This is a genomic window from Legionella israelensis, from assembly GCF_004571175.1.
GTDB classification, from domain to species: Bacteria; Pseudomonadota; Gammaproteobacteria; order Legionellales; family Legionellaceae; genus Legionella_D; species Legionella_D israelensis.
This window is the reverse complement of record NZ_CP038273.1, coordinates 3080343-3106214: the sequence shown is the minus strand read 5'-3', so window position 1 is coordinate 3106214 and position 25872 is coordinate 3080343. Positions and strand designations below refer to the sequence as shown.

Sequence of the window (25872 nt, the reverse complement as noted above, 5' to 3'; positions counted from 1 at the left end):
GGCCAGTTTTGCGATATATTCAAATTTAAAATTTCTGTAAAGCCAAGTTACGGTGTTTAAATTTACGGTATAATAATTATATCATATTGATCATCCTCCATAAGAGATATAGACTTGAAACTCAAGCAATTTGGCCACATATATGCTAGACTAAATTTATAAATAACCAGGAGTTAGCCAGAATGAACCGCAATAACATTACCATATTAAATCAACAAAAAGAGTCCGTGCTCGCAACCAATAAGGTTCTGCGCAACACCTATCTTTTATTGAGCATGACATTTTTCTTTTCTGCCTTTTGTGCTTATCTATCTTTTGCTTTCGCAGTAAAACCACTGAATCCATTGTTTATGATAGTTGGCGCTTATGGCTTGATGTTTTTAACACATGCCTTACGAAACAGTGCACTTGGATTAATCAGCGTATTTGCCTTTACAGGTTTTATGGGATACACCTTAGGGCCTTTACTCAGCTTTTACATTGCTAATTTTTCCAATGGCCCACAATTGATAACCACAGCGCTTGGCGGAACAGGCATGATTTTCTTTGCCTTATCCGGATACGCTTTAACAACAAGAAAAGATTTCAGTTTTTTGGGTGGTTTTCTTTTTGTAGGTGTAATGATCGCCTTGCTAGCCATGATCGCAGGTATATTCTTTAATATTCCTGCTCTCCATTTGGCAGTCTCTGCCGCTTTCGTGCTGATTTCCTCTGGATTAATTCTCTTTCAAACCAGTGAAATTATTCATGGTGGAGAAACCAACTACATTTCCGCTACGGTGACATTATTTGTATCCATCTATAATCTTTTTGTCAGCCTGCTGAATCTGTTAAGTGCATTTTCAGGACGTGACTAAAAACATTGTTCATTTTATATAATCCCGGCCATTGCCGGGATTTTTTTTATTTGTAAAAGTATTTCCAGAACTTTATATGTGTCGCTTTATACCCAACATGATAATATTTTGTTAATAACTACAAAATAAAATTCTTTATGTACGTAATTAAATCTTTTTTATTTGAGGGTATAAAAATGAAAGCAAAATTTGAAAATTTCTTCTTTAGCCGAAGGAAACCCAGTTCTTGCATTAAGATGCCAAAAATTAACACAGGCGCAATTAGTATAGAGCATGGTGGATGTTTTGGTGGAGTCGGTGTAAAAGTTACGAAGCCGCATCTTACTGTCAATGATGAAAAAATAGCTCAAGATATGGCTGAAAAAAATACTTATACTTTTAAAGTTTGAGTTGAATGAAGAGCGTCAAAGCTCACATAGTTCAGACTTAATTTAACGTATCTATGAAATTTTATATTCAATGACCTTACTGAAAAAATACAAAAGTCCGGACATTTCTCCTATACTGAAGGAATTTGTCATAAGTCGTATTTATTTCTGCTGCCAGCTGGCTTTCTTTCTGAACAAGGCTGGCAAATCCTCTAATGATTTATTTATCTTTCTGCTCAACTTAAAGGAAGGCTGCTCTGTTTGATAATAAATACCAAGAGGAACCGGGAAATCGGGAAAATGTAATTGAGATAGGCACATGGCTTTGTTCCAATCTGACCGATCATGCACGTCATTCTCTGTATCTTTCCTGGCGCCAATGTAAAATTGCCCGTTAATCCATTTCAGGCAGTGTTCATTATCTTCCCCAAAGGTAAAGGGTTTACCTTCTTCCAGAAGGATCGTATTAGCTGCTCGATTTGCTTTCACCGTAAAAGCATCAAAAATGCCCTTATTAAAAATATTACAATCCTGATAAATTTCAATAAAAGAACAGCCTTGGTGGGCATGCGCCTCCTTCAAGACAGAGGCCAAGTGATTGGGATCCTTATCCACTGCTCTTGCTATAAAAGTCGCTCCTGCTGCCAATGCTAAAGCTAATGGATGAACAGGTTGACTGCTTACTCCATAAGGAGAAGTCTTTGTAATTTGTCCCGGTTGGGAAGTCGGTGAAAACTGGCCTTTGGTCAATCCATACACCTGATTATTGAAAAGCAGAATTTTGATATTCACATTGCGACGCAAACAATGAATTAAATGATTGCCACCAATACTTAAAGCGTCACCATCACCGGTAATCACCCATACACTGAGATCATCCCGCATGGCCTTTAAACCTGTAGCCACAGCCGTAGCTCGCCCGTGAATGGTATGAAAACCATAAGCATTCATATAATAAGGTAAGCGTCCGGCACAGCCAATTCCGGAAACAAAGACATGCTGCTCGGGAGGTAAACCAATTTCGGGTAAAGCCTTTTGCAGTGCTGCTAAAATAGCGTAATCACCACAACCTGGACACCAGCGCACCTCATTGTCGTTACTGAAATCTTCTCGCTTATAACTGGCATTCATGTCCGACTTCCACTTTGATGGCATTGATTAAATAATTTATCGTAAAAGACTGGCCGTTGCATTGATTGATAGACTTTGCGTCGATAAGATATTCTGCTCTTAACAATTGACAAAGATGGCCGGAATTCAGTTCCGCAACAATAATCTTGCTATAACGGGATAAAACAACTCCCAAGTCATCAGGTAAAGGATTTAATTGTCTTAAATGTAAAAGAGCAATTGGCAAATCAGATGACAGACATTGTTCAACGGCAGCTTTCAGAGCACCATAGGTACTTCCCCAGCCGATAAGCAATATCGATGCTTTCTCGTCCCCCTCAATGATTAAAGGAGGATAATCTCGACTTATTCCTTTAATTTTACTTGCACGTAAAGAGACCATTTTCTGATGATTTTCAGCCTCATAACTGACTTTCCCATCTTCACCTTGTTTTTCCAGACCACCTAACTGATAAATAAAGCCGGGAGTACCGGGAACATTCCAGCTACGGCTTAACACCTCATCCCTCTGATAAGGTTTGTTAAAACGATTAAAATGAAGAACAGGCAGGTTTAAATCAGCCGTATCAGGGATTTTCCAAGGCTCAGCTGCATTAGCCAGATAAGCATCCAGTAAAACCACCACAGGTGTCATGTATTTAACTGCCATTGTAAAGGCTTCGAGAATAATATTAAAACAATCGGCAGGTGACTGTGCCGCTAATACAGGTAAAGGTGCTTCCCCATGCCTGCCATAAAGTGCCTGACGCAAGTCACTTTGACCTGTTTTGGTCGGCAGTCCAGTAGAAGCCCCTGCTCTTTGCACATCAACAAGGACCAAGGGCAATTCGCCGATCACAGCAAGTCCGAGACTCTCACTTTTTAAATCAAAGCCAGGCCCAGATGTGCAGGACAATGCCAGTTTACCCCCATAAGCAGCCCCTAAACATGAGCAAAGTGCGGCGATTTCATCTTCGGCTTGCAGCAATTGGACACCATATTCAGTCAATTTGGCACATTCCTGTAAAATAGCAGAAGCTGGAGTAATAGGATAACCTGAAACCAGCAATGAGGTCTGGCATCCGACAGCGACCGTAGCAGCGGCCAGTGCTACCGCTTCAACACCCGTGATTTGCCGATAATCTCCGGGAACGCGATTAACCTGCCCCAACATATAATTCTTGCGGCTTAGCTCAAGTGTAGCGGCATAATTATAACCGGCCATCATGGCCTGCTCATTCGCTTTGGCCATAACCGGCTTATCTTGAAATTTATGAGTTATAAAACTCAAACAATGTTCCGTGGGCAAATCAAATAACCACAATACCAAGCCAAGCACATAAAAATTTTTACATTTTTGCGCTTGCGATTTAGCCAATTCCAAACCAGAAACAGCCTGAGTTGAAAGGGTCATTAAAGGTAAAGAGATGATATGATAGTGTTCGGCATTTTTATTAAGGAAATCTTCATCAAGACCGGCCTTTTTCCAATCTTTAACCTTAAAACTGTCTTCATTGATCAAAAGCAATCCGCCTTGATCCAGATAAGCTAGGGAATGCTTTAATGCAGCCGGATTAAGAGCGACTAATACATCCAATGACTCACCAGCCGTAAAAATGGCCTTTTCAGACATGGCAAGTTGAAAACCGGAGACGCCAGCAACAGTACCTGCAGGCGCACGAATTTCTGCAGGAAAATCCGGCAAAGTACGCACATCATGGCCTGTAAGGGCAGCGGTGATGGTAAGTTGCTCACCAATGAGTTGCATACCATCGCCTGAGTCACCGGTAATACGAATAACAATCGCTTCAGTAGTCGCCATCATGTCTTGCTTCCAGCATCAATTGCCGCATGTCTTTCACGGCCTGTTTTAATCCACTGAACAATGCCCGCGCGATAATAGAATGGCCAATGTTCAATTCATGAAACACCGATATTGCAGCTATGGGTTTTACATTATGATAATGCAAGCCATGTCCTGCGTTGACAATTAATTTTTGAGCATGAGCGTATTCCGCCGCATTTTTTAAACGTTGTAATTCCTTGTTACGCTCTTCAGTAGTGGACGCTTCAGCATAACAACCGGTATGAAGTTCAATAACAGGCGCTCCAACCTCTTTAGCCGCATCGATCTGTTCTATCTCAGGATCAATAAACAATGAGACTTCACTCCCAATGGCCTGCAAACGTTGAACTGCTTTTCTGATGCTCTCTCGATGAGTTATCACATCCAGACCACCTTCTGTCGTTAATTCCTCTCGTTTTTCAGGAACCAGACAACTATGCTCAGGTTTTATATCTTCTGCAAATTCAAGCATAGCATTTGTTGCCGCTAATTCCAGGTTCATACGTGTTTGTAATATTGCTTTAATCAATCTTACATCACGAGGCTGGATATGGCGAAGATCTTCACGCATATGTAAAGTAATACCATCAGCACCGGCCTCTTCGGCTTCAATGGCTGCCTGTACAGGATCAGGATACTTTGTGCCTCGAGCCTGTCGCAGCGTTGCAATATGATCAATATTTACACCCAGTAAAATCTCTTTCATGTTTTCACCCAGCCAACAATGGAACAAATGTCAATAAAAGTCTACCTATGATTGAAACAAGGCTCGAGACTTAATTTCCCGGCCATCAAACAAATGAGAAATCGCCTTACGCATAATATATTTAGCAATTCTTAGCGTCTCAGCACACTCTAAGTTATTTTCCGCTAACGCCAAAAGATAACTCCCATCAATACCTTGGGCAGCAGGGTAAAATCCTTCTCCTGCGACATATTGATAAAAAGATCCTGGTTTTATGGCTTTTAGCGTACCAGCTTCTTCAGCAAAAGAGACAGCATAACCACAAGCTTCCAGTAGTATCCATTCAAATCGCCTTAACACGGCCTCTAAAGCCATTTTATCCTGAATACAAGTTAATGACATCAATGTTTGCTGATAGGCGTCATAAAGCTTTATAGCAGGATCTAAAGGTTTTAAGGCATGATAAAGCAACTCATTAACATAAAGCCCGGAAAATAAAGCTTGACCTTGTAATTCCAGAATTGGGCCTGAGAATTCAATGCGGCGGGCATAATACCATTCTCTACGCTCATCAATAGACAGCCATAATGGCACAAACGCTTGTAGTATGGATTTCTTCTTTGCTGCTCGCCATCCTTTGCAAAGGCAAGAAATCACGCCCTGCTCACGTGTAAAGAAAGTGGCCTGCACACTGCTATCGCCTGATGCGCGTTTAAAAAGAAGCCATCCGTTAAGCATTGCTAATGATCAAACCCTAACTGTTTCAGCATCCCTTTATCCTCAGTCCACCCTGATTTCACTTTACACCAGCATTGTAGAAAAACTTTTTTGTCCAGTAGTTTTTCCATATCTAGGCGGGCACTAGTTGCTATGTCTTTCAGCTTCTGACCTTTATCACCGATAATCATACGCTTGTGATTAGCCTTATCGACCAGAATTAAAGCATGGATTCGTATCAAATCCCCTTCATCTTTAAAAGATTCAATATCAACGGTTGTGGAATACGGTAATTCCTGGCCGCAAAGACGAAAGATTTTTTCACGCAACAATTCAGCGCAAAGAAATTTAACAGGACGGTCAGTAAACTGATCCTCAGCAAAAAAATGCGGCCCCTCAGGCAAATAGACTTTTAATTGTTCCTGCAATTTATCCACCTGGATGCCTGTTTTAGCCGATATTGGAATAATTGCATGAAAGTCGTGACATTGTTGCATTCTGTCCAGGAAAGGCAATAATTGAGATTTATCAGCGATTTTATCCACTTTATTTATCGCCAGAAAACAAGGAGCATCGGATTGCTTAATCAAGCGCAAGACATATTCGTCTTCTTCTGTCCAATGCGTGCCTTCCACAATAAAGACAATCACATCCACATCTTTTAAGGTGCTGATCGCCGATTTGTTCATTATGCGGTTCATGGCTTTTCTGGCATGCTGATGAATACCTGGTGTATCAACATACACATATTGGTAGGCTTCATCCGTATGAACACCAATAATGTTATGTCTTGTGGTTTGAGGTTTTTTAGAAGTAATGCTCAGTTTTTGCTGTAAAATGCGATTGAGCAGGGTTGATTTCCCGACATTTGGTCGGCCGACCAGAGCAATGTATCCACAATAACTTGTCATCACTTACCTTGTTTATTTTTCATACATATTAACATGCGCAGAAGCTCTCTTACAAAGAAAAATATCCATCTATTAAAAAAATAGCAAACCTGGACCCACATTATCCAGCACTTTATTGTATAAGACATACTTCTCCTTAGACCACCAGAGATCGTCAACGGATGTAAAGAAAAACTTGAATTGAAAAATATGTCCGCAACGCTTAATATAATTTAATAATTAAAGGATAACTTTTATGAAAACGAAAGGATTTTCTCTCATTGAACTATTGATTGTCATGGTTATTGCCGGTATTCTCGTCAGCATTGCTTACCCTGCTTATCGAGAATATATCACGCGGGCAAGGCGCAGTGACGGCCAAGCAGCGTTGCTTGATCTGGCCAGTCGTATGGAACGTTATTATTCTGAAGAAAACACCTATCAGACAGCGACGATAGGAACAGGAAATCCAACCGATGTTGCTGCCGATAACTTATCTCCTGAAGGTTGGTACACCTTGGTCATTAACGCTACTGCAAATACCTATACTCTTCAGGCTGTTCCTCGAAATGCTCAGGCAACCAATGATACTCGCTGTCAGACCTTAACATTGAATAACCAGGGTGTTAAAGGCATTGCCAATGGACCGTCAGGCGCGCCTACCGGAACCGCAGAGCAATGTTGGTGATAATATTGGCACAATATGAAACTAGATTAAACAACCCAGATCCTTTATAATAAATAAAAGGCATTATAAAAGGCAAATCATATGGCTCAAGAAGTTCTTCAATTAAAGACAGCCTCCAAAAAACAAGTTCAACTCAGTGCAGAACAGCTTTCCAATTGGACATCCACAGTCACTCTGGGTCGTTTTGGTTTGAGGAATGCAGAAGATGTGATTAAATTTTTAAATTCTCCAGCAGGAGAAACGGTAAAAGCCGAAATCGGTGCTGAATTAGCCCTTATTGCGGCAATTCAAGAGGAACGTCGGATAGAAATTCAGGATGAGCAACTTTTCCATCGCAGGCTCTTAGCCTTTTTGCTTCTCAGTTTGTTGGCTTATCGAGAAGCCAAGGCTCAAGCAGTCAATGAAGAAATCATGGAGCAACTCGATAAACGTCTGCATCAGACTCCTCACTCAGAAGCCAAATCAAGCTCTGCATATGATCAGGCTGTCAACGACATTCTTGAGGCTTATGAAGCGGAACTTAAATACTTGCAGGAAGAGCAGAAATTGTATGAAAAAGATGAGGAGGATTTAGCAAAAGATCTGGAAGAGCATCAGCTACAACTGTCTGATCTGCAAACTAAACATGATATTTATAATCAAGTCTTATCCGATCTGGAAACTGAGTTTTCTCAATTGGAAGCTGATTTGGCCATTGCTGCCCCTCTTCCGCTTACTCAAGAGCAAGATCGTGCAAAAAACGAGGCTATCACTAAACTTCAGGGTGAACTTGACAAGATCGCCACAGAAATTAGCAAAAAAACGAATCAAATTACGACGTTGATAGCAGAAGGAAAAGAAAAAGAGGTTAAAACAGCCCTGCACGAGCTGGATGGACTACATTTCAGAGAAGCTTTTCTGACGGATTTGTTAGATGTATCTCAATATAAAAAGCACTTATTTGACGCAAACGGAGAATTGACAAATTCTCTGACAAAGGCTGATTTTGTTCTGAAACGAGATAAGAAAATCGTAGAACATGAAGGTCAGTACTACCTCATCAACGCTGATCAGGATATTCATACTTTAAGCCAGGATGATAAAAAAGAAGCAGCAGAGGAATATCAAAAATCCAAGGGCGCGGATGTCAGCGTTAAAAAAATGGTCATTGAGAACATGGAGTTTGAGCGCGAACATTATGATAAAAAATCAGATTCATTGGAAGAACGCGGAAAACAGATTAATGAATATAAGACTCTGATTAACAATCAGCTAAACCAGGTTCAAGCCGCCCTCTCAATAGTCCGGCAAAGATTGGAGAATCCTGAAAGTTTAATGGACTCACCTTCTCCTGCCCTGTCCAGAAGGCCATCGGTTACTCCTGTACCTACAGTAGTACCCTCTCACTCTTACAGAAAGGTTACTGAGTTTTTACATGGTAATAATGCAAAAAAAATTACGCGTGATCAGCTCTATCAATTCAACAAAAATTTACCGCCAAAACAACAATATCTCATAAATAACGCGCTTACAGCAATCCCGATAAATGCACCTATCCCTCATATCACGATGATTATGATGTTGCGTCACCTTGAGCGATTTGGTGTTGACGCTACCCCTGTCATGACCAATATTTCTAACCCTCGGGAACAACAAGCATTGGCAGCATCAGAGCTACCGCAGGAAAAAGAAAAGAAAGCTCAACAACAGCAGGATTTAACGCCACAGGATGAGCCGAAGAAAGAATACCCAAACCCTTTTAAAATGACACCTTATAAACATTAGGCCACACTGTGGCATCTAAGATATTTTGACCGCTGGCTGCTGTTGAGTGATGCAATGGATTCCTCCACCGCCAGCAAAAATATCCAATGCATTGATCTGAGTAATCTTATATTCAGGATAAAATGCACTGAAAAACTCGAGTGCCGCTTGATCAAAGTCCTTGTAACCAAACTCAGGAATGACCAAGCCTTTATTGGCGTGATAAAAATTGATGTAGGAAAGCGTTAAACGCTCACCTTTCAGATAAGTAGCTGGCGGTTGTTGAATAGTATAAACTTCCAGGGAACGATCATTGGCATCTCTTGCTGACTTTAATATATTTAAATTTTCTTGCAATATCTCGTAATTAGGATCTGTCTTATCCTCTGTGATTAAACAGAGAACCTTTCCTGGCGCAAGAAAACAGGCAATCTCATCCACATGTCCATTGGTGTCGTCACCTATTAAGCCCTTATTCAGCCAAATGATTTTACTTACACTTAAATAATCTGATAAATATTGTTCAATTTCAGTCTGTGATAACTGAGAATTTCGATTTTTATTCAACAAGCATTCGCGAGTAGTTAATAACGTCCCTTCACCATCCACATGAAAAGACCCGCCTTCCATCACTAAAGGAGCACGAAAATAATCTGCCTGACTTTCTTTTATAACAGCCCTGGCAATTTGTTGATCAAGGTGATAATCGGAGTAATTTTCCCCCCAGGCATTATATATCCAATCTACTCCTGCCAGTTTATTCTTTTCATCGATTAAAAAAGTAGGTCCTGCGTCCCGCATCCAGGAATCGTTGATGGGGAGTGGAAAATACTGGACAGTATTTTTACAATACTTTTTGGCATTTTCTAAATCTTCTGGATTTACAATCATCCAAACAGGTTCATATTGAGCAATCGCTGAAGCAACATTTGCATAGGCCTTTCGAGCCGACTCCAAACCGATAGCTGCCCAGGTTTGCAAATGACAGGGCCAAGCCATCCAACAGCGTGTATGATGATGCCATTCTGCTGGCATTTTAAAGCCATGTTGATTGGGTCGCATTACAGGTATCCTTTATTTTGTTTACTGTCAAAATAGGTCTGCTGGGTAAAAATACTTCTTAATTCATTTAAATAGAATTGAATTTTATCGTTGGGCAAATCAGCATTAAGCAACTGTTTTTCATAAGATTGCAAAAGCCGCTTGCTGTCATAGTTAGCGAAACTTAATACATTCGTTATTGTATCACCACTGATGAGATCAGTGATTTCAAAATCATCCCCGCCCTTTAATTTCACATCCATGGAATTGGTATCGCCAAATAAATTATGTAAATTTCCTAAAATTTCCTGATAGGCACCAACCAGAAAAAAACCCAAATGGTAAGGCTTGTTTTCATCATAAACAGGCAGCCGTAATGTATTATTATAAACCGTGTTTCCAGTATATTGCTTAATTGTGCCGTCTGAATCACAGGTCAGATCCTGTAATATAGCGTGCATTTCAGGATTTGGAGTTAATTGAGAAATAGGGAGGACAGGAAAAATCTGTCCGATAGCCCAAGCATCGGGTATGGATTGAAAAAAAGAAAGATTACAAAAAATCTTAGTGGCCAATCGCTCATTAATGGCAGCAATAAGTTCATTGTCACCAGGATTGGACTCATCAAGCTTTTGCTGGATTTCCAAACAAATATTAGTGTACAACTGCTCTACTTTTGCCTTTTCCTTTAAATGAAGAAGGCCATGTTTAAACATTGAATATGCCTCTGTTAAGGAATGCGTGGCATAATGATAAATCTCACTGGCAGGGCTTTCTGCAAGTGCCTGGTAAGTATCCCAAATTTCATGGATAACATGCGAATCGTCCGGCTCAATACGTGGTAATTCTCTGGTTTTTTTCACAGCTTCCAAGTCAGTTATATTGGTTATTAAAACGGCATGGTGGGCTGTTAACGCTCGACCTGATTCCGAAATAATATCAGGTTCAGGCATGTCTGTTTCCTGGCACAGATAACGAAGTGCCAGAAGAATATGGGTTGCATATTCATGGATGCTGTAATTCATTGAACAATCCGTATTGGAATGTGTTCCTTCATAATCGACAGCAAGTCCACCCCCTACATCAATAGTGGAAATGGGTGCTCCAAGACATCTTAATTCAACGTAATAACGGGCCACTTCCTGCATACATTGGCGCAAGTCTTGTATATTGGCAATTTGTGAACCCAAGTGACAGTGCATTAATTGTAAATAATGAAGTGAATTTCTTTCTTTTAGTTGCTCGACAACATCAAGAACCTGAGCAGCATTCAAACCAAACTTGGATTTTACGCCCCCTGTGTTTTCCCACTTTCCTGCGCTTTTAGTGATCAAACGTACTCGAATGCCGATTTTAGGTTGTACGGCTAATTTTTCCGCCTCTTGTAAAAGGGTTTGCAATTCTGAATGCTTTTCAATAACGATAAACACCTCATGGCCCATTTGTTGGGCAATGAGTGCTGTCCGAATATAACTACTGTCTTTATAGCCATTACAAATGATGGTTGACTGTTTTTGTCCTAACAACCCTATAACAGCCATCAATTCAGGCTTGCTGCCCGCTTCAAGACCAATGGTATGTTCAGGTGCCCGCATCAGCTCTCTCAGTACGGACTGCTGCTGATTTACTTTAATAGGATAAACCAGTTTATATTTTCCCTTATATTCTGTCTCAACAATGGCCTTGTAAAAGGCTTCATATAAGCGAGAAACACGATCCTGCAAAATATCAGTGAAACGGATCAGAAGCGGTAATTGTAAGCCCGCTCGCCCTGCTGCATTCACAATTTTTTGCAATTCAACGCCTTTTGACGTTGAATTTGTCGAAACTTCAATATTGCCTTGTGGATTAATGGAAAAATAACCTTCACCCCAGTGACTTATATTGTATAAATCATTATCATTAACAGCATCAAAACTCATAAAAACAACCTAACTCAAATACGAACCAACTCATGATAAGTCTCTGGCTCTCGTTGTGAAGCAAAAGGGAAAAGACGTCCCCATAACTGTCGTTGACTAAAATCTAATTCTGTAACTAACACAGCGGGTTTATTTCGTGGAGCTTGTGCCAAAATTTCACCCATAGGATTGCTAATAAAACTTGAGCCATAAAACTCAAGTCCATCTTCGCAGCCAATACGGTTAACAGCAATAATGAAGGTATTGCTCATGATCCCTTGTGCCACCATAACCTTCTGCCACATAGGTTGACTGTCAAAACCCGGAGCAGTAGGTTCTGCACCTATAGCCGTTGGATAAACAATAACCTCAGCCCCCTTCAACCCATAAATTCTTGATAACTCCGGAAACCATTGATCATAACAGGTAGGTAAAGCGAATGAATACCCTGCTATTGTATGAACAGGATAATCTGAATTCCCTGGTTTAAAATAGCAGTCTTCATGATACTTTTCACCACTTGGTATATGTTGTTTACGTGTAACCGCTATCAGTTCTCCTGAGGGACTAAAAGCGACTGCCGTATTATACCCTGCTTTTTCAAACAGCGAAGCAGTGATGCATACCTTTGCTTCTTTAGCCATTTTACTGACAAACTTTGCCGTTGGTCCTGTTGCAACATCTTCCTTATAAAGAGATCCATCGACATCCGGTCTTGTACAAAAATAAGGACTTAAAGTTAATTCTTGTAAACAGACCAGTTCAGCCCCTTGTTGGCTTGCTGAAAGGATACCAGCAGCAAGTCTCTCTTGATGCTCGTCTTTATTTTCAGACCATTTTTCCTGTACTAAGCCCACCATCAATTTATTGTTAAGCATTAAAAACCTCAGCCAAAGGATAAATCAATTATAAAATTGCCTTTTACGACTTATTTACTAACAAATCAAGAGATTTTTAACCAATTTTTATTTCAGGTGATCAGGAACCATGAAATGCTATAGTCAAACCTGTCTCTTTGCCTCCATTTTTGTGAGAAATACAGAATCAAGTCAGGGAAATTTCAGTTTAAGAAAAATGAAGCATCCTTTGATAGAACCTTTGCTGGTATTGAAGTTTAATGATGTTTTTCTCTCGGGATAAATATCGGGGATAAATATAACTTGCGTCATTAAGCTAACTCTTCTAAGATTCATAATTAACGTCAGCTCGACGTTAGATTACTTCGTTTTGCATCACAAAAGGTATAAAATACCTGTAGTGTCACTCACGTTAATTAAAGCTTGGGAAGCAAACATGAGCATTGATAAATTTCTTAACTGTCCATCTGTCATTATTTCTCTGGATATTGATGATATATTGCTGGATCGATTGAAGCAAATCGCTAATGCCGGATTTTCAGCAGTGGAAATAAATTGCTCTGAACCTGGTATATTAAGCAAAGTGATCAAAACCTTCCCTGATTTACAAATCGGAGCAGGTAATATTGTAAATACACAACAGCTTGAAAACTGTTATCAAGCTGGCGTAAATTTTGCTACAAGCCCGGGTTTTTTACCAGCCATTGCACAGACAGCAAGTATATATTCTTTCAATTATCTTCCCGGTGTAGCCACTTTATCTGAAGCCATGCAAGTTATGGCTCTAGGTTATCGACAAGTCAGGCCCTTCCCAGCCGATCTTTCTTTTTGTAACTTGTTAAACAAATGCTTACCCGATATTCGTCAATATCCGGCTGAAATTGAATGGGAAGAAGCCGAGCATTTCTTTAATCTCCCTTCGGTCGCGGCCGTGAGTATTCATAACCCCGAACTCAAGCAACTCAATGTTTTATCGAGCAGTGTTTTTGCATAGGTCAATTAACAACAGCGCAGCACCAATACAAATAGCACTATCAGCAAGATTAAAAATGGGCCAATAGTAACTTTTATAATAGACCTGGATAAAGTCGATAACATAGCCTGAAAACGCCCGATCCAATAAATTACCCAAAGCTCCTCCCAGAATCAAACTAATAGCAGATAATTGTAACTGTGCAGATTTTGGCGTGCGCAAGATCCAAACCACCAATGCGATACTGACAATGGTACTGAATGCGGCAAAAAACCAACGGTGCCAATCACCCGCATCACTTAAAAAGCTAAATGCTGCTCCAGTATTAAAAGCTAAAGTTATATTCAAACCAGGAAAAATAGCCAAAGGATGGTATGGCATTAATGTGGTGGTAACAAAATATTTACTGGCCTGATCAAAAAAAATAACCATACCAACTAACAAAAACCAAGGCCATTTTTTCATGCGAATTGCCTCTGTTCATCATGCCCGCTGATATTACCGGCACAGCGTGTACATAATTCTGGATGCGCGGGATCCTGACCAATATCTGCTCTCCTGTGCCAACAGCGTGCACATTTCCCATGTTCGCTAGACATCACTTCGATCGCAATCCCATGCTCTTTAATCCACTCAAGTTCAGAAGGTTTTTGTTCCAGTGGTAACACATAAGCTTCAGAAGTCATTAGTAAAAACCGTAACTCATCTTTCAGCCCTGCGAGCTTTGGCAAAATTGTTGCATCTGCATATAGCCTTACTTTTGCTGCTAATGCCGAGCCTATCTTGCCTTCCTGTCGTTTTTGCTCTAAAGCTTTATTTACTACATCACGAATAGATTGCAATTGTTGCCAATACTCCATATCCACCTTTGGCAGATCAGGCCAATTCTGGTACCAACGCTCAAGAAAAACCGATTCAGATTTATCACCTGGTATAAACGACCAAATTTCTTCCGCCGTAAACGATAAAATGGGAGCCAACCAACGAGTTAAAGCTTGCGTAATATGATACATTGCTGTTTGACAGGAACGACGAGCCCTGGAATTTTCAGGTGTTGTATATTGTCTGTCTTTAATAATATCAAGATAAAAACTTCCCATATCCACGGCACAGAAATTATGGATTTTTTGGTAAATAATATGGAATTGATAATCTGCATAGGCTTGAAGAATTTCATCCTGCAGCATCTGACACCGCTTTATCGCCCAACAATCCAATTCAACAAGTTCGGAGCCCTTAAGAGCATTAACCTGAGGATTAAAATCAAACAAATTAGCCAGCAAAAACCGAGCCGTGTTACGGATACGACGGTAAGCATCGGCATTTCGTTTAATAATCTCGTCAGAAATACTAACCTCATGCCGATAATCGGTAGAAGATACCCATAAACGAAGAATATCCGCACCGTATTGATTAACCAGTTTATCCAAAGAAACATAGTTTCCTTTAGATTTGGATAATTTTTTTCCCTCCGCGTCAACAGTATAGCCATGAGTCAGCACTGTTTTATAAGGGGATTCATCATACATGGCGACTGAAGTGGTTAAAGATGAATTAAACCAGCCTCGGTGCTGATCCGAGCCTTCAAAATAAACATCAGCAGGGAAAGAAAGTCGGGGATTCTGTTTCAATACGCTGAAGTGTGAAACTCCTGAATCCAGCCATACATCCATCGTATCATTAATTTTTTCATAATGTTCAGCTTCTTCACTCATTAGCTCAGATGCATCAAGCTCAAACCAAGCATCAATACCTGACTGTTCTACTCGTTTCGCAATCTGTTCGATCAATTCCAGCGTATCCGGATGTAATTCTCTGGTTTTTTTATGAACAAACAATGGCATGGGTGTTCCCCAGGCTCTTTGTCTTGATATACACCAATCAGGCCTATTTTCCACCATAGAGAGAATACGTGCCTTACCCCACTCTGGAAGCCAGTTCACTTCATCAATTTTTTTTATTAATGATGTTCGTAATCCATTTTTATCCATGGCAATAAACCACTGGGGAGTTGCCAGAAAAATCATCGGCGTTTTGTGTCGCCAGCAATGTGGATAACTATGCTTTAAGGTTTCATAATGAAGTAGTACGTTATTAGCGGTCAATATATCAATGATTTGATCATTGGCCTTAAGAACGGGTATCCCTGCCAATTGAGGGACATCTTCAGCATAGCAGCCATTAACCAATACAGGATTGATTAGGGGTAACTGGTAAGCCTGGCCTACCAGATAATCATCCGGGCCATGTGCAGGTGCGGTATGCACGCAACCTGTTCCAGCTTCTGTGGTTACATGTGTACCCAGAACTACAGGAACTTGACGTTCAGCAAAAGGATGCTGTAGTTTTATATTTTCAAACACAGCACCCGTCGTTTCAGCTATAAAATTATATTGCAAAATACCATAACGACCCATCACTGTTTCCACCAGGTCGCTGGCAACCAGATAATAATGTGCTCCTGTATCAATCAAAGTATACTTAATTTCTGGATGCAGACAGACAGCCTCATTAGCTGGTAATGTCCAGGGTGTCGTTGTCCAAATGGGCAAAATAATGGGTTTAACTTTTGCTTCTATACTACAGGCATGAAGGAACTCCTGCGGATTGACAACTTGAAAAGCCACGTCAATGGAAGGTGATATTTTGTCTTCGTAATCCACTTCTGCTTCAGCCAATGCAGAGCCACACTCAATGCACCAATGGACAGGTTTAAATCCTTGATGAATATGACCTTTGTCAATCATCATGCCTAAGGCTCGAATGATATTCGCTTCATATTGATAGTCCATGGTTACATAAGGATTATACCAGTCACCAAAAACACCAAGGCGTTGAAATTCTTCACGCTGTATATCAATTTGGCTGGCCGCATATTCCCGACATTTCGCACGAAATTCTTTCGCACTGACCTTACCACCAGCCTTTCCTATTTTTTTTTCCACATTCAATTCAATAGGTAAACCATGACAATCCCATCCCGGAACAAAGGGAGCATCATAACCACTAAGGGATTTTGATTTAACAATGATATCTTTTAGAATTTTATTTAAAGCGTGTCCACAATGAAGATGCCCATTAGCGTACGGCGGACCATCATGTAAAATAAACTGTTCACAACCAGCCCTTAATTGACGAATTTGCTCGTAGATATTTTTCTTTTGCCAATCTGCCAGCATTTGTGGCTCACGATGAGCAAGATTTGCCTTCATAGGAAAAGCGGTTTTCGGTAAATTTAAAGTATCTTTATATTCTGTCATCAGTGTCTACTCTAATATCTTAATTAATACGATTCCAAACAATATTTGCATGCAACTCATTGCCAATTTTAAAAATAATTGCCTTAAGCTAGGGCATTATTTAATGCTGATGTGGCGGTGTAAAACATTACTCACTCATATTACGCAGCATCGTCATTTTTGCATCTTTGGACACATTTTGGAATTTCAAATACTCATTTACTCCATGTAAACTGCGCGCTTTAAAATTCCAAAATGCGTCATAAATCTTCTAAAAAATACTGTACTGCGTAACATGAGTTATTCATGAAAATAGTGTTTCGCTTCGGTAATATCCTTATGGATCTGTTGAATTAAGTCATCTATAGAATTGAATTTAACTTCATTGCGCAATTTGTGCAAGAAAAACACCTCTAATAATTCCCCATACAGCTCTTCGTCGAAATCCATTAAATGAATTTCAAGAATATTCTTTGTGCCATCTACTGTTGGCCTACTTCCTATATTAGCGACACCATTCAACCAGTGATGATTATTTTTGACTTTAACACAAAACACTCCTTTTAAAGGCAAAGAACGCCGATGCAAGGCAAGATTGGCGGTTGGAATTCCCCATTGCCGACCACGAGCATCACCTTTTATGACGCGACCGCACATACTGTAGGGACGGCCTAACAGCTGTCGGGCAATACCTAATTCTCCGGTTTTTAGCGCTTCTCTTATTTTGGTTGAGCTAACACGTAACTCATCAACTATAAAATCCGGAAATAAACTCACCGTACAAAAATATTCAACACCCAAATTTTTTAACAATGAAAAGTTACCTTCTCTCTGATAACCAAAACAGAAATCTTCCCCAGTTAATAAATATTTACAATTCAAGGCTTCAAACAAATAACGACGGGCAAATAATTCAGCTCTCATTTGTGCCAAATGTTTATCAAATTTAAGACAGCAAACAATATCCACTCCTGACTGAGTAAGAAAATGCAACTTTTCCCGTAAACTACTTAACCTTGCCGGCGCTTTTTCACCTTGAAAAAACTCTCCTGGCTGAGGCTCGAATAAAACCACGACAAGCGGAAGTTTCAGTTCATCGGCTTTTTGTCTCAATAAAGCAAGTAATGCCTGATGTCCTAGATGTACACCATCGAAATTACCAATTGTTACTACAGAACCTTTTGTCAGATTTGCTATATCCTTAACACCACGCAACAGTTTCATCTATATTTATAATATTAAAAAGTTAAAAAATTATACCGATTTTTAATGATAAATGCGAAAAAAAGTCCATATTAACAAGAGAGATATATTTTTTGCTCTCAGTGGCAGAAATCTTATATATGTCAGGTGATGGCAGGGATCTGTTGACATTTTGTTTTCGTAATGTCGCTCAAATGCCTACGTACCTCGACTTTACTATAGAGAAATTGCCAACAAGCTCTAATTCCATAGATTACTACCTTAAAAATTTAAACCGTTTTGGTGGACACCAAAATGACAAATATTTATCCCATCATGTAAAAAATCCTGGAACTCAGAACATCAGTCCTTTTTCATCAAAGTAAGTGACTACAGCATTTCCTTTTTAAATGCAATTTTGCTTTTGATTAACCATTCGTATTACTTGTTAATCTGCCACTTCATAACAATTTGGCTTCACAGATTTACTCTCTTTAACTCACTATAGGGGAAGTAAATTTCATGAAAATGGCTTATTTATTTATATCGGGTCGAACAATCAACACGTCACACTCAGCACCGTGTAAAATAGCATTTGCCGTTGAACCAAGTAATAAGGATAAGCCATGCTTCCCATGACTACCGGTTACGATTAAATCTACTTTTTGTTCTTTCGCGACCCGTAATACTTCATTTTTGGTAGAACCGAATTCCAACAGGCGATGTTTTTTATCCACACCCAGTTTATCAGCAAGCGCATTAAGTTCCTTTTCTGCCTGTTCCCGAATAGATATCTCTACTTCTGCAAAACCCGCAAAACCCGGATAGGCATAAGCAGGAATAGGTTCAACCACATGAACCAGCCATAACTCTGCGTGATTTTCATCCGCAATTTTTTTCGCTTTTGCTGCAGCCTTAACTCCTACTTCATCGAAGTCTGTGGCAAACAATACTTTTTTATACATCGTTATCTCCTTAACATTAAAAAACTAAAATCATCCTAAACGCTTAAGCTCTGAAAGAGGTCTAACCCACGGATGAAATTTTACAAGTGCATAAGGCAAGTGATGAATATCATTTTTAGCCTGATTTAAATTTTCGTATTCACCCAAAGTTAAAATATACCAATGGCCATTTTTATCTGTTCTTTGGTAAATTTTGGTTTTTTTCGACAAATGATATTTTTCTACAAAATTTTTAATCGTGGACCTTCGGATTGCCGCTACCAGCTGAATTGTGTATCGCTTATTTTGTCTGGCTTTAATTTTCTTTGTATTTTTTGAAGGAAAACTCGTAGCCGCACCTTTGCTCCCATGAAACAGAGGAGTTTTCGTCAGCGATGATAATTGGATTTTATTGCTTGAGCTCTTTTCCTGAGATGGTTTTTTGGCAATATTGATCTTAGGAATGTAGATGACTTTATCTACTAAAGCTGATTTTGGAACAAACTCATTTTCCTCGATACTGCTAATTGAACTTTGAAGAGGCGGCGCTGGAGTTAATGGCTGAAAAGATGCAAAGTCCTTCCAATAAGGCATCGCACTTTTTAATGGCTTTTGCAGGTTTTGTAGCTTCATTGAAGACTCATTCTCAACCACCAGTTCACCCGAGATAGGTTTTGAAAATATGTTTCTGAATGTTTCTGATAAATAGCTCCCATTGGTTAAAGTATAAGTAATGCCAAGGATAGCCAAGGCCAAACAGACAGCCAAACTGGTACGTGCCAATATTGTTTTATTCAAGGAGTTCTTCTGGATTCCGTTCATGTATTGATTTAAATGGCCATTAATTTTTGCAAAATCTCCAGCCGAGGATTTATAGATTTTTTGAAATACTTCTTCGGAAAACAGACTCTCATCAAAGCCTTCTCTCTGTGCTCTATGCAACACATAGGTTTTTGTTTCATTTTCATTTAGTCCTCCTAGTTCAATGGTATGAACCAGGTTATTAAATTCTTTATTGACCAAGTGGTTAAGGGAGGAAACAATAGAATAATCTGCTGCTAAACAAAGGTGAAAATAGCCATGATTTCCCTGATCTCTTATAGCGGCCAAAACTTCTGCCATCCAACTTTCAGGAAGATAATGTGCATTATCAATCATTAATACGACATGGGCTTTCTGTGCATTAATCTGGACCACAATGGAAGAAATGTCACCTTGTTTTAAATTAAACTCTCGGATCATTTCCTGCTTTAAATCTTCCATATCCATGGATACAGTGGCTTTTATCATCATAACGTGAAAATTATGATCAAAACTTAACTGTAATAAAGACAGAAAAGAAGATTTACCAGCCTCTTTTTCACCCAACACGACCATCAGAACATTGTTAAATAAAGTTAAATGGTGAATGAAATCTATTTTTGATAACCAGGACACAGGTTTAAACAGATGATTTGCTTTCATATGATTAGAATCATGTTTAAATGGTCCCTCATTCATACTCTATTCTCCTTGGACAGCGGCTTTTAATGCCTGATTTAACTGTTTTTCTGTGACCTCTGAAAATAAAAAACAGTTTCCTGGACTTTTCACTAATACAAACTGTAATTTATTGTATTTGATTTTTTTATCCAATGACATCATTTCACATAATTCAGTTAAATGAATGTCTTTGGGAATTTTATGTGGCAATCCAGCATTGATCAGCATATCCTCTAGCTGTTTTAAAAAATCATAAGTGGCATAACCTAATTGACAGGACAGCAGACTGGCACAGTACAGTCCAATTGCAACAGCTTCACCGTGTAACCAACGTTGATATTTTGTCTGAGCTTCCAAAGCATGGGCAAATGTGTGACCAAGATTTAACAATGCCCTTATTTCCCGTTCTTTCTCGTCCTGCTCCACAAACCTCACCTTAATTTTACAACACTCAGCTATCAAATTCCCCAGGGATTCCATGTTTTCTGTGGTTAATCCTTTTCTTAATAGCCGGCTTAAATCATCAAAAAATGCATCTCCCGATAGCAATGCATATTTTATGACCTCAGCAAGACCGGCTCTAAATTCTCTGGCCGGCAAAGTTTTTAAGGTCGCTATATCAATCAAAACGGCAGAGGGTTGATAAAAACTACCAATTAAATTTTTGCCCAAGGGGTGATTAATGGCAGTCTTTCCGCCAACGGATGCATCGACTTGTGCCAACAGGGTCGTAGGTATTTGTATAAAGAAAACACCCCTTTGATAAGTAGCGGCAGCAAAACCAGTAATATCACCAATGACACCTCCTCCCAGAGCAATCAATGTTGTATCACGATGATGTTTTTTCTCAATTAATGCATCGTAAATGATATTAAGACTTTGTTGGTTCTTATATTGCTCGCCATCCTTTAATATCACTACATCGCATTGAACATCAACCAATGCTTTTTGCAGCAAAGACAGATACAAAGGTGCAACCATTTCATTTGTTACAATTAAGGCTTGAGTGGAAACAACGTACTGACGTAACAAGTCAACATCCTGTAAGCCTTTAGTGGTAATCAGTATAGGGTAGCTGGACCCTTCAAGATCAACGTCAATACGATGAGTAATATCAAACTTCGCCATAAAGATATTTTATAATATTATTTGCTACAGCTTTAACGGTCAGCTTATCGGTTTCAAAACTGACATCCGCTAATTCTTCATAAAACGGTTCCCTCTCATCACGTAAATCTTCCAGGCGCTCCTCCAGATTCTCTGTTTGCAGTAAAGGCCTTTTCGTATCTCGTTTCGTCCGTTCAAATTGCTGCTGTATAGAGGTTTTCAAATAAATCACAGTCCCACGCCCTGCCAAGGCATTGCGGTTTTCAGGGGTCATAACGACTCCTCCTCCTGTAGCAAGAACAATATTGTTCTTCTGGGTAAGTTCGTCAATGACTTTCTGTTCACGTTTTCTAAATCCTTCTTCACCCTCAATATCAAAAATCCAGGATATGTCTGCTCCGGCTCGCTGCTCAATGACTTCATCAGAATCATAAAAATCCAGTTTGAGCTCTTTTGCCAAAGTACGGCCTATAGTACTTTTACCCGCACCCATTGGCCCAATAAGAAAGATATTTCGTACTTTAACTATGCTCATTTTTTACTACAACCCTCTATATATATGCCATCTGGAATCAGCAAGGCATTCTATTACATGTTCAAGACAGAAAACCTATTTTACATAGGTTCTCACCGGCTTTCCAAATTTATCCAGTTCTACGCGGCTGTGAGCCACATGTTGCTGCCCTTCAATACTGGTAATTGACAGAGCGTTGGTAATTATCTTAGGAGTAATGAAAATGAGCAACTCCTCATTAGACACAGAAGTTGATCGGCTCCTGAATAAATTACCCACTACAGGCAATTCGCCCAAGAACGGAACGCGTGTAATCGAGTTATTCTTGTCTCTCCTATAAATACCGCCAAGAACAATGGTCTGTCCGTTATTAACCAACACATTCGTTTCGATTGAACGAGTCAAAATAATAGGTACACCCTGAACTCGCCGCCCGGAATCTGAATCCTGGTTTATTTCAAGTTCCATCACCAGTTTATTATCCGGAGTAATTTGTGGCGTCACTTTTAAGCTTAACACAGCTTTCTTAAATGCGACTGCTGTAGCACCACTGGAAGTTGCTTCCTGATAGGGAATATCTTCCCCTGATTCAATAATAGCCGACTTCTGGTTAGTCGTCATTAATCGAGGACTGGCAACAATTTCAGCCCTTCCCTCACTTTCCAGGGCTGACAATTCCAGATCCAGTAAAATATTATCACCTAATTTAGCAAGCGCGATACCAATGGATGCCGGATTAGCATCGACTGGCAAGGCGGCTAGATCAACATTCAAACGACGATTAAGTGGCGTTACATCAGCAGGATCGATGCCCTGAGCTAGCTGGTTAGCGCCATCCAGTGTACCGCTTAAATGGGTCGGTCTGGATATGCCAAAGCGAATACCCAAATCCTGGGTACAGTCTTTAGTGACATTAACAATCCGAGCTTCAATCAAAACCTGCTTAACGGGGACATCCAGCTGAGCAATTAGCTCGCGAATACGTTCAATCTGAACAGCCGTCTCCTGAATTAAAATCGTATTGGTTCGCTCGTCAACACTTACCTTACCTCTTTCAGTAAGCAAAGAAGTCTCTTTATCCTTTAATAAAGTGGCAATCTCGGCCGCTTTTGCATACTTAATTTGAATCAGTTCTGAACGAAGCGGGGCTAATACCTGCAATTCTTTCTGGCTCTCCAACTCCGCCTTTTCTCTTTGCTCAAGCCTGGCTTTGGTGTCAATCAACATTACATTGCCTCTTTGACCGGTCTTGATTTGATTTTGTAGATATATCGATCCAGTTCTTCCCGATCATCATTGCAACCGTTGATAAATATCAACGAGCTTATCAATACGATAAGGCCTATAAATTTGAATTGAATACGGCTAATGATCATTGTGCTCGATACCGATAAATTTTGGCTGTCATTTCCATCACCAGCTCATTTCCCGAACCTTCTTTTTTATCTTTGGCAGAAGCGCTTTTCAGCACAAAATCATGCATAGTTACAATTCGTCCCATTTGTGCTACTCGACTTAAAAAGACGGCAATCTGATGATAGTTACCAACCACTTTTATTTTTATTGGTAATTCAACATAAAAATCATGTTCAATTTCCTCCTGAGGTGCAAACAACTCAAACTTTAAGCCCGCAGAAATTCCTGTCTTGGAGATATCTTCCAGTAAAGCAGGCATTTCATGCTTGGCTGGCAACCGCTTCAACATGTTTCCAAATTTTTCCTGCATTATTTTTAATTGATTTCGATATTGATGAAGACTTGCTGCCTGGTGTTGCTTTAGCTCAAATTTAGCTCTCAATGTTTTTTCTTCTTTAGTCAAAGTCTCATATTGTTCAAAATTGGCTTTCACAATAAGCCAGTATCCTAAAGCTACAACGATGATGATCACCAGACCTATCATACCGAATTTAACCGGCTTCGGCCATTGACCTATATTCTCCAGTGTCAATTCATTCAAGTTAATATTATTCATAACGATTTATATTATCCTGTCACCTTGTTATCAGGTTTTAATACAAAACTTAATCTAAACTCATTTTCCTGCACAATTTCCTGAGATTTTTGTTCAGCAGTTGGTTTTTTTATTTCAGTTAATATAGGATTTCGAATCCACTGATTGCGTTCAATATTCCTCATTAGTTCAGAAATGTTGGTGTTCGATTGGGCATAACCCCAAACAGTAACAATGTCTTCCTTTCGTTCCATTTGGGTAATATAAACACCTTCAGGCATAACTTTTATAAGTTCGTCAAATAAGTGAACAGTAAGAATACGGGTAGATTGAAGGTTTTGCACAATAAGCATGCGAGAAATAAGTGCTTCACGAATCTGCTTTAAATTTTTTATTTCTGCAATTTGTTTATCCAATCTGGTAATTTCATCTTTTAAACGCTGGTTACGCGAAATCTGGTTTTCTACAATAGACTTTGCATAATAATTCAAAATAAAAACAATAAATGCAGCAACCACCAGCCCTAACACCAGCATGGTAGTAAACCATTTCTTTTCCTGCTCTCTTTTAAGCTCCCGCCAGGGAAGTAAATTAATCTCTGTCATAATTCACTCTATTGACCTCAGTGCCAATCCACAAGCAACAAGCAATGCAGGCGCCTCCTTATTGAGGACTTCCGAGTTAAGCATTTTACCCAATTGCATATGTTTAAAGGGATTTGCAATGGTCGTAGGTACTCCTAATTGTTGCTGGATAAGATCAACCAGTCCTTCCTGCCGTGCCAATCCACCTGCAAGAAGAATATGATCCACAAAACCATGGTTGCTGGTAGAATAAAAAAACTGCAAGGTACGTTTAACCTGTAACAGCATCATTTCCTGAAAAGGCTCCAGTACCGTTTCCTTGTAATCTTCGAGCAGCTGATTTTGCATGTAGGCTTCCAGAGCCTGTTCATAGGTCATTTCATATCGCTGTGCCAATGATTCAATGAGAAGCCGGGCACCAAATTCCTCTTCACGGGAAAACACCGTTTTCATTCCATGCAAAACAAATAAATGCGTGTAGTTGGCTCCTACATCAATCACAGCAATAACTTTATCTACCCCTTCCGCCGGAAGATCAGGGGCTATTAACTGTACTGCCCGTTCGACAGCATAAGATTCAACATCAACTATTTTAGCCTCAAGACCTGCCTGGGTAAGTACCTCAGCTCGATTACTTACATTTTCCGCTCGGGATGCGACAATCAACACATCAAGCATGGTGGAATTTTTTGCTGAAGGCCCAAGGATTTCAAAATCAATATTAATTTCATCTATAGGGTAAGGGATATATTTATCAGCTTCCATGACGACCAGTTCTTCCATCTCCTCGTCATTTAAGCCTTCATTGATTTGTATTACCTTATTAATGACAGCGGAGTCAGGTACCGCTGCAGCCGCTAGTTTAGTGGAAAATTTTGCGCGAGAAGTTGCTCTTTTAATGCATCCAGCTACCGCATCAACATCCTTAATTACATTCGCTTCTACCGCTTTTTCGGGCAAAAGTTCGCTGGCATAAGCATTCAACTGATAATTCGGAGCCTCACCAGAAATCTCCAGGATCTTAACGGAAGTTGAGCTGACGTCTATACCCAATATTGATTTCTTTTTAGGCTTAAGCAATTTGAGCACGCCACTCGTCTCCTGTGTATTTAAAATCTATTTCTAATGATAACCCACTAATTTAACATATATTTTACAATAGTAACGTAAGCCACTTTAAAATGGAAATATTT

The 25872-nt window shown here is 39.6% G+C and carries 23 protein-coding genes and 1 pseudogene; 5 read left to right on the top strand and 19 right to left on the bottom strand.

The window, feature by feature from the left end:
* Nucleotides 1-182 precede the first annotated feature (182 nt).
* Nucleotides 183-857, top strand: a complete 675-nt coding sequence (locus E4T55_RS14355; RefSeq protein WP_058501733.1) for a Bax inhibitor-1/YccA family protein — start codon at nt 183-185, stop codon at nt 855-857.
* Nucleotides 858-1033: 176 nt separating this feature from the next.
* Nucleotides 1034-1246 (top strand): hypothetical protein, encoded by a 213-nt coding sequence (locus E4T55_RS14350; protein WP_058501734.1) that lies wholly within the window; start codon nt 1034-1036, stop codon nt 1244-1246.
* Between the two features lie 141 nt (nt 1247-1387).
* On the opposite strand, the gene E4T55_RS14345 is transcribed toward E4T55_RS14350, so the two are convergent.
* From E4T55_RS14345 to era, 5 genes are read right to left on the bottom strand one after another with little or no spacing between them, the layout of a single operon-like run.
* On the bottom strand, nt 1388-2356 hold the full coding sequence (locus tag E4T55_RS14345) for a 2-oxoacid:ferredoxin oxidoreductase subunit beta (protein ID WP_058501735.1): 969 nt from the start codon (nt 2354-2356) through the stop codon (nt 1388-1390).
* On the bottom strand, nt 2340-4157 hold the full coding sequence (locus E4T55_RS14340) for a 2-oxoacid:acceptor oxidoreductase subunit alpha (protein WP_058501768.1): 1818 nt from the start codon (nt 4155-4157) through the stop codon (nt 2340-2342). Before E4T55_RS14340 ends, E4T55_RS14345 begins: the two co-directional genes overlap by 17 nt.
* Complete coding sequence (gene pdxJ / locus E4T55_RS14335; RefSeq protein ID WP_058501736.1) at nt 4144-4887, bottom strand: pyridoxine 5'-phosphate synthase; 744 nt, start codon at nt 4885-4887, stop codon at nt 4144-4146. The genes E4T55_RS14340 and pdxJ overlap by 14 nt, the downstream gene beginning before the upstream one ends.
* Nucleotides 4888-4932: 45 nt before the next feature.
* A complete protein-coding gene (gene recO, locus E4T55_RS14330) occupies nt 4933-5604 on the bottom strand; it encodes a DNA repair protein RecO (protein ID WP_058501737.1) in 672 nt (223 codons plus the stop codon).
* A 2-nt stretch (nt 5605-5606) separates the two neighbouring features.
* Nucleotides 5607-6494 carry a GTPase Era gene (gene era, locus E4T55_RS14325; protein WP_058501738.1) on the bottom strand — a complete coding sequence of 296 codons (888 nt, stop codon included), beginning with the start codon at nt 6492-6494 and terminating at the stop codon, nt 5607-5609.
* A gap of 235 nt (nt 6495-6729) precedes the next feature.
* On the opposite strand from era, the gene E4T55_RS14320 reads away from it, so the two are divergent.
* Entirely contained in the window at nt 6730-7161 is a 432-nt protein-coding gene (locus E4T55_RS14320) for a type IV pilin protein (RefSeq protein ID WP_058501739.1), read from the top strand.
* 81 nt (nt 7162-7242) lie between these two features.
* Nucleotides 7243-8925 (top strand): hypothetical protein, encoded by a 1683-nt coding sequence (locus E4T55_RS14315; RefSeq protein ID WP_058501740.1) that lies wholly within the window; start codon nt 7243-7245, stop codon nt 8923-8925.
* A gap of 15 nt (nt 8926-8940) precedes the next feature.
* On the opposite strand, the gene E4T55_RS14310 is transcribed toward E4T55_RS14315, so the two are convergent.
* The 3 genes from E4T55_RS14310 to E4T55_RS14300 are packed head-to-tail and all read right to left on the bottom strand — an operon-like array spanning nt 8941 to nt 12724.
* Nucleotides 8941-9966: an agmatine deiminase family protein gene (locus E4T55_RS14310; protein WP_058501741.1), complete on the bottom strand. Its 1026-nt coding sequence runs from the start codon at nt 9964-9966 to the stop codon at nt 8941-8943.
* Nucleotides 9966-11867 carry a biosynthetic arginine decarboxylase gene (gene speA, locus E4T55_RS14305; RefSeq protein ID WP_058501742.1) on the bottom strand — a complete coding sequence of 634 codons (1902 nt, stop codon included), beginning with the start codon at nt 11865-11867 and terminating at the stop codon, nt 9966-9968. Before speA ends, E4T55_RS14310 begins: the two co-directional genes overlap by 1 nt.
* Nucleotides 11868-11881: 14 nt before the next feature.
* On the bottom strand, nt 11882-12724 hold the full coding sequence (locus E4T55_RS14300; protein ID WP_058501743.1) for a carbon-nitrogen hydrolase: 843 nt from the start codon (nt 12722-12724) through the stop codon (nt 11882-11884).
* 415 nt (nt 12725-13139) lie between these two features.
* Here E4T55_RS14300 and E4T55_RS14295 point away from each other — a divergent pair, with 415 nt between their 5' ends.
* On the top strand, nt 13140-13697 hold the full coding sequence (locus E4T55_RS14295; protein ID WP_058501744.1) for a bifunctional 4-hydroxy-2-oxoglutarate aldolase/2-dehydro-3-deoxy-phosphogluconate aldolase: 558 nt from the start codon (nt 13140-13142) through the stop codon (nt 13695-13697).
* Here E4T55_RS14295 and lspA read toward each other — a convergent pair.
* The 11 genes and pseudogenes from lspA to pilM all read right to left on the bottom strand — a co-directional run bounded on the left by lspA (nt 13674) and on the right by pilM (nt 25768).
* Complete coding sequence (lspA, locus tag E4T55_RS14290; protein WP_058501745.1) at nt 13674-14141, bottom strand: signal peptidase II; 468 nt, start codon at nt 14139-14141, stop codon at nt 13674-13676. The two genes, E4T55_RS14295 and lspA, sit on opposite strands and share 24 nt — an antisense overlap.
* Nucleotides 14138-16936 carry an isoleucine--tRNA ligase gene (ileS, locus tag E4T55_RS14285; protein WP_058501746.1) on the bottom strand — a complete coding sequence of 933 codons (2799 nt, stop codon included), beginning with the start codon at nt 16934-16936 and terminating at the stop codon, nt 14138-14140. The genes lspA and ileS overlap by 4 nt, the downstream gene beginning before the upstream one ends.
* A gap of 279 nt (nt 16937-17215) precedes the next feature.
* Nucleotides 17216-18139, bottom strand: coding sequence for a bifunctional riboflavin kinase/FAD synthetase (ribF, locus tag E4T55_RS14280; protein ID WP_058501747.1), 924 nt, complete (start codon nt 18137-18139; stop codon nt 17216-17218).
* A 491-nt stretch (nt 18140-18630) separates the two neighbouring features.
* Nucleotides 18631-19062, bottom strand: coding sequence for a universal stress protein (locus tag E4T55_RS14275; protein ID WP_058501748.1), 432 nt, complete (start codon nt 19060-19062; stop codon nt 18631-18633).
* 30 nt (nt 19063-19092) lie between these two features.
* Nucleotides 19093-20541, bottom strand: coding sequence for an AAA family ATPase (locus E4T55_RS14270; protein WP_058501749.1), 1449 nt, complete (start codon nt 20539-20541; stop codon nt 19093-19095).
* Nucleotides 20542-20544: 3 nt separating this feature from the next.
* The gene (gene aroB, locus E4T55_RS14265) at nt 20545-21651 is read right to left on the bottom strand and encodes a 3-dehydroquinate synthase (protein ID WP_058501750.1); all 1107 of its coding nucleotides are present in this window, start codon (nt 21649-21651) and stop codon (nt 20545-20547) included.
* Nucleotides 21638-22165, bottom strand: a complete 528-nt coding sequence (gene aroK / locus E4T55_RS14260; RefSeq protein WP_058501751.1) for a shikimate kinase AroK — start codon at nt 22163-22165, stop codon at nt 21638-21640. Before aroK ends, aroB begins: the two co-directional genes overlap by 14 nt.
* A gap of 75 nt (nt 22166-22240) precedes the next feature.
* Nucleotides 22241-23386, bottom strand: a pseudogene (locus E4T55_RS14255) (type IV pilus secretin PilQ); the annotation flags it as partial.
* 130 nt (nt 23387-23516) lie between these two features.
* The gene (locus E4T55_RS14250; RefSeq protein WP_058501752.1) at nt 23517-24116 is read right to left on the bottom strand and encodes a type IV pilus inner membrane component PilO; all 600 of its coding nucleotides are present in this window, start codon (nt 24114-24116) and stop codon (nt 23517-23519) included.
* An 11-nt stretch (nt 24117-24127) separates the two neighbouring features.
* Nucleotides 24128-24700 (bottom strand): PilN domain-containing protein, encoded by a 573-nt coding sequence (locus E4T55_RS14245; protein WP_058501753.1) that lies wholly within the window; start codon nt 24698-24700, stop codon nt 24128-24130.
* A 3-nt stretch (nt 24701-24703) separates the two neighbouring features.
* Nucleotides 24704-25768: a type IV pilus assembly protein PilM gene (gene pilM / locus E4T55_RS14240; RefSeq protein WP_058501754.1), complete on the bottom strand. Its 1065-nt coding sequence runs from the start codon at nt 25766-25768 to the stop codon at nt 24704-24706.
* Between the last annotated feature and the right edge of the window lie 104 nt (nt 25769-25872).

Bases quoted from the DNA above. Each gene is read 5' to 3' on its own strand.
- E4T55_RS14355 (WP_058501733.1), top strand. From the start codon at position 183: ATGAACCGCAATAACATTACCATATTAAATCAACAAAAAGAGTCCGTG.
- E4T55_RS14350 (WP_058501734.1), top strand. From the start codon at position 1,034: ATGAAAGCAAAATTTGAAAATTTCTTCTTTAGCCGAAGGAAACCCAGT.
- E4T55_RS14345 (WP_058501735.1), bottom strand. From the start codon at position 2,356: ATGAATGCCAGTTATAAGCGAGAAGATTTCAGTAACGACAATGAGGTG.
- E4T55_RS14340 (WP_058501768.1), bottom strand. From the start codon at position 4,157: ATGGCGACTACTGAAGCGATTGTTATTCGTATTACCGGTGACTCAGGC.
- pdxJ (WP_058501736.1), bottom strand. From the start codon at position 4,887: ATGAAAGAGATTTTACTGGGTGTAAATATTGATCATATTGCAACGCTG.
- recO (WP_058501737.1), bottom strand. From the start codon at position 5,604: ATGCTTAACGGATGGCTTCTTTTTAAACGCGCATCAGGCGATAGCAGT.
- era (WP_058501738.1), bottom strand. From the start codon at position 6,494: ATGACAAGTTATTGTGGATACATTGCTCTGGTCGGCCGACCAAATGTC.
- E4T55_RS14320 (WP_058501739.1), top strand. From the start codon at position 6,730: ATGAAAACGAAAGGATTTTCTCTCATTGAACTATTGATTGTCATGGTT.
- E4T55_RS14315 (WP_058501740.1), top strand. From the start codon at position 7,243: ATGGCTCAAGAAGTTCTTCAATTAAAGACAGCCTCCAAAAAACAAGTT.
- E4T55_RS14310 (WP_058501741.1), bottom strand. From the start codon at position 9,966: ATGCGACCCAATCAACATGGCTTTAAAATGCCAGCAGAATGGCATCAT.
- speA (WP_058501742.1), bottom strand. From the start codon at position 11,867: ATGAGTTTTGATGCTGTTAATGATAATGATTTATACAATATAAGTCAC.
- E4T55_RS14300 (WP_058501743.1), bottom strand. From the start codon at position 12,724: ATGCTTAACAATAAATTGATGGTGGGCTTAGTACAGGAAAAATGGTCT.
- E4T55_RS14295 (WP_058501744.1), top strand. From the start codon at position 13,140: ATGAGCATTGATAAATTTCTTAACTGTCCATCTGTCATTATTTCTCTG.
- lspA (WP_058501745.1), bottom strand. From the start codon at position 14,141: ATGAAAAAATGGCCTTGGTTTTTGTTAGTTGGTATGGTTATTTTTTTT.
- ileS (WP_058501746.1), bottom strand. From the start codon at position 16,936: ATGACAGAATATAAAGATACTTTAAATTTACCGAAAACCGCTTTTCCT.
- ribF (WP_058501747.1), bottom strand. From the start codon at position 18,139: ATGAAACTGTTGCGTGGTGTTAAGGATATAGCAAATCTGACAAAAGGT.
- E4T55_RS14275 (WP_058501748.1), bottom strand. From the start codon at position 19,062: ATGTATAAAAAAGTATTGTTTGCCACAGACTTCGATGAAGTAGGAGTT.
- E4T55_RS14270 (WP_058501749.1), bottom strand. From the start codon at position 20,541: ATGAATGAGGGACCATTTAAACATGATTCTAATCATATGAAAGCAAAT.
- aroB (WP_058501750.1), bottom strand. From the start codon at position 21,651: ATGGCGAAGTTTGATATTACTCATCGTATTGACGTTGATCTTGAAGGG.
- aroK (WP_058501751.1), bottom strand. From the start codon at position 22,165: ATGAGCATAGTTAAAGTACGAAATATCTTTCTTATTGGGCCAATGGGT.
- E4T55_RS14250 (WP_058501752.1), bottom strand. From the start codon at position 24,116: ATGAATAATATTAACTTGAATGAATTGACACTGGAGAATATAGGTCAA.
- E4T55_RS14245 (WP_058501753.1), bottom strand. From the start codon at position 24,700: ATGACAGAGATTAATTTACTTCCCTGGCGGGAGCTTAAAAGAGAGCAG.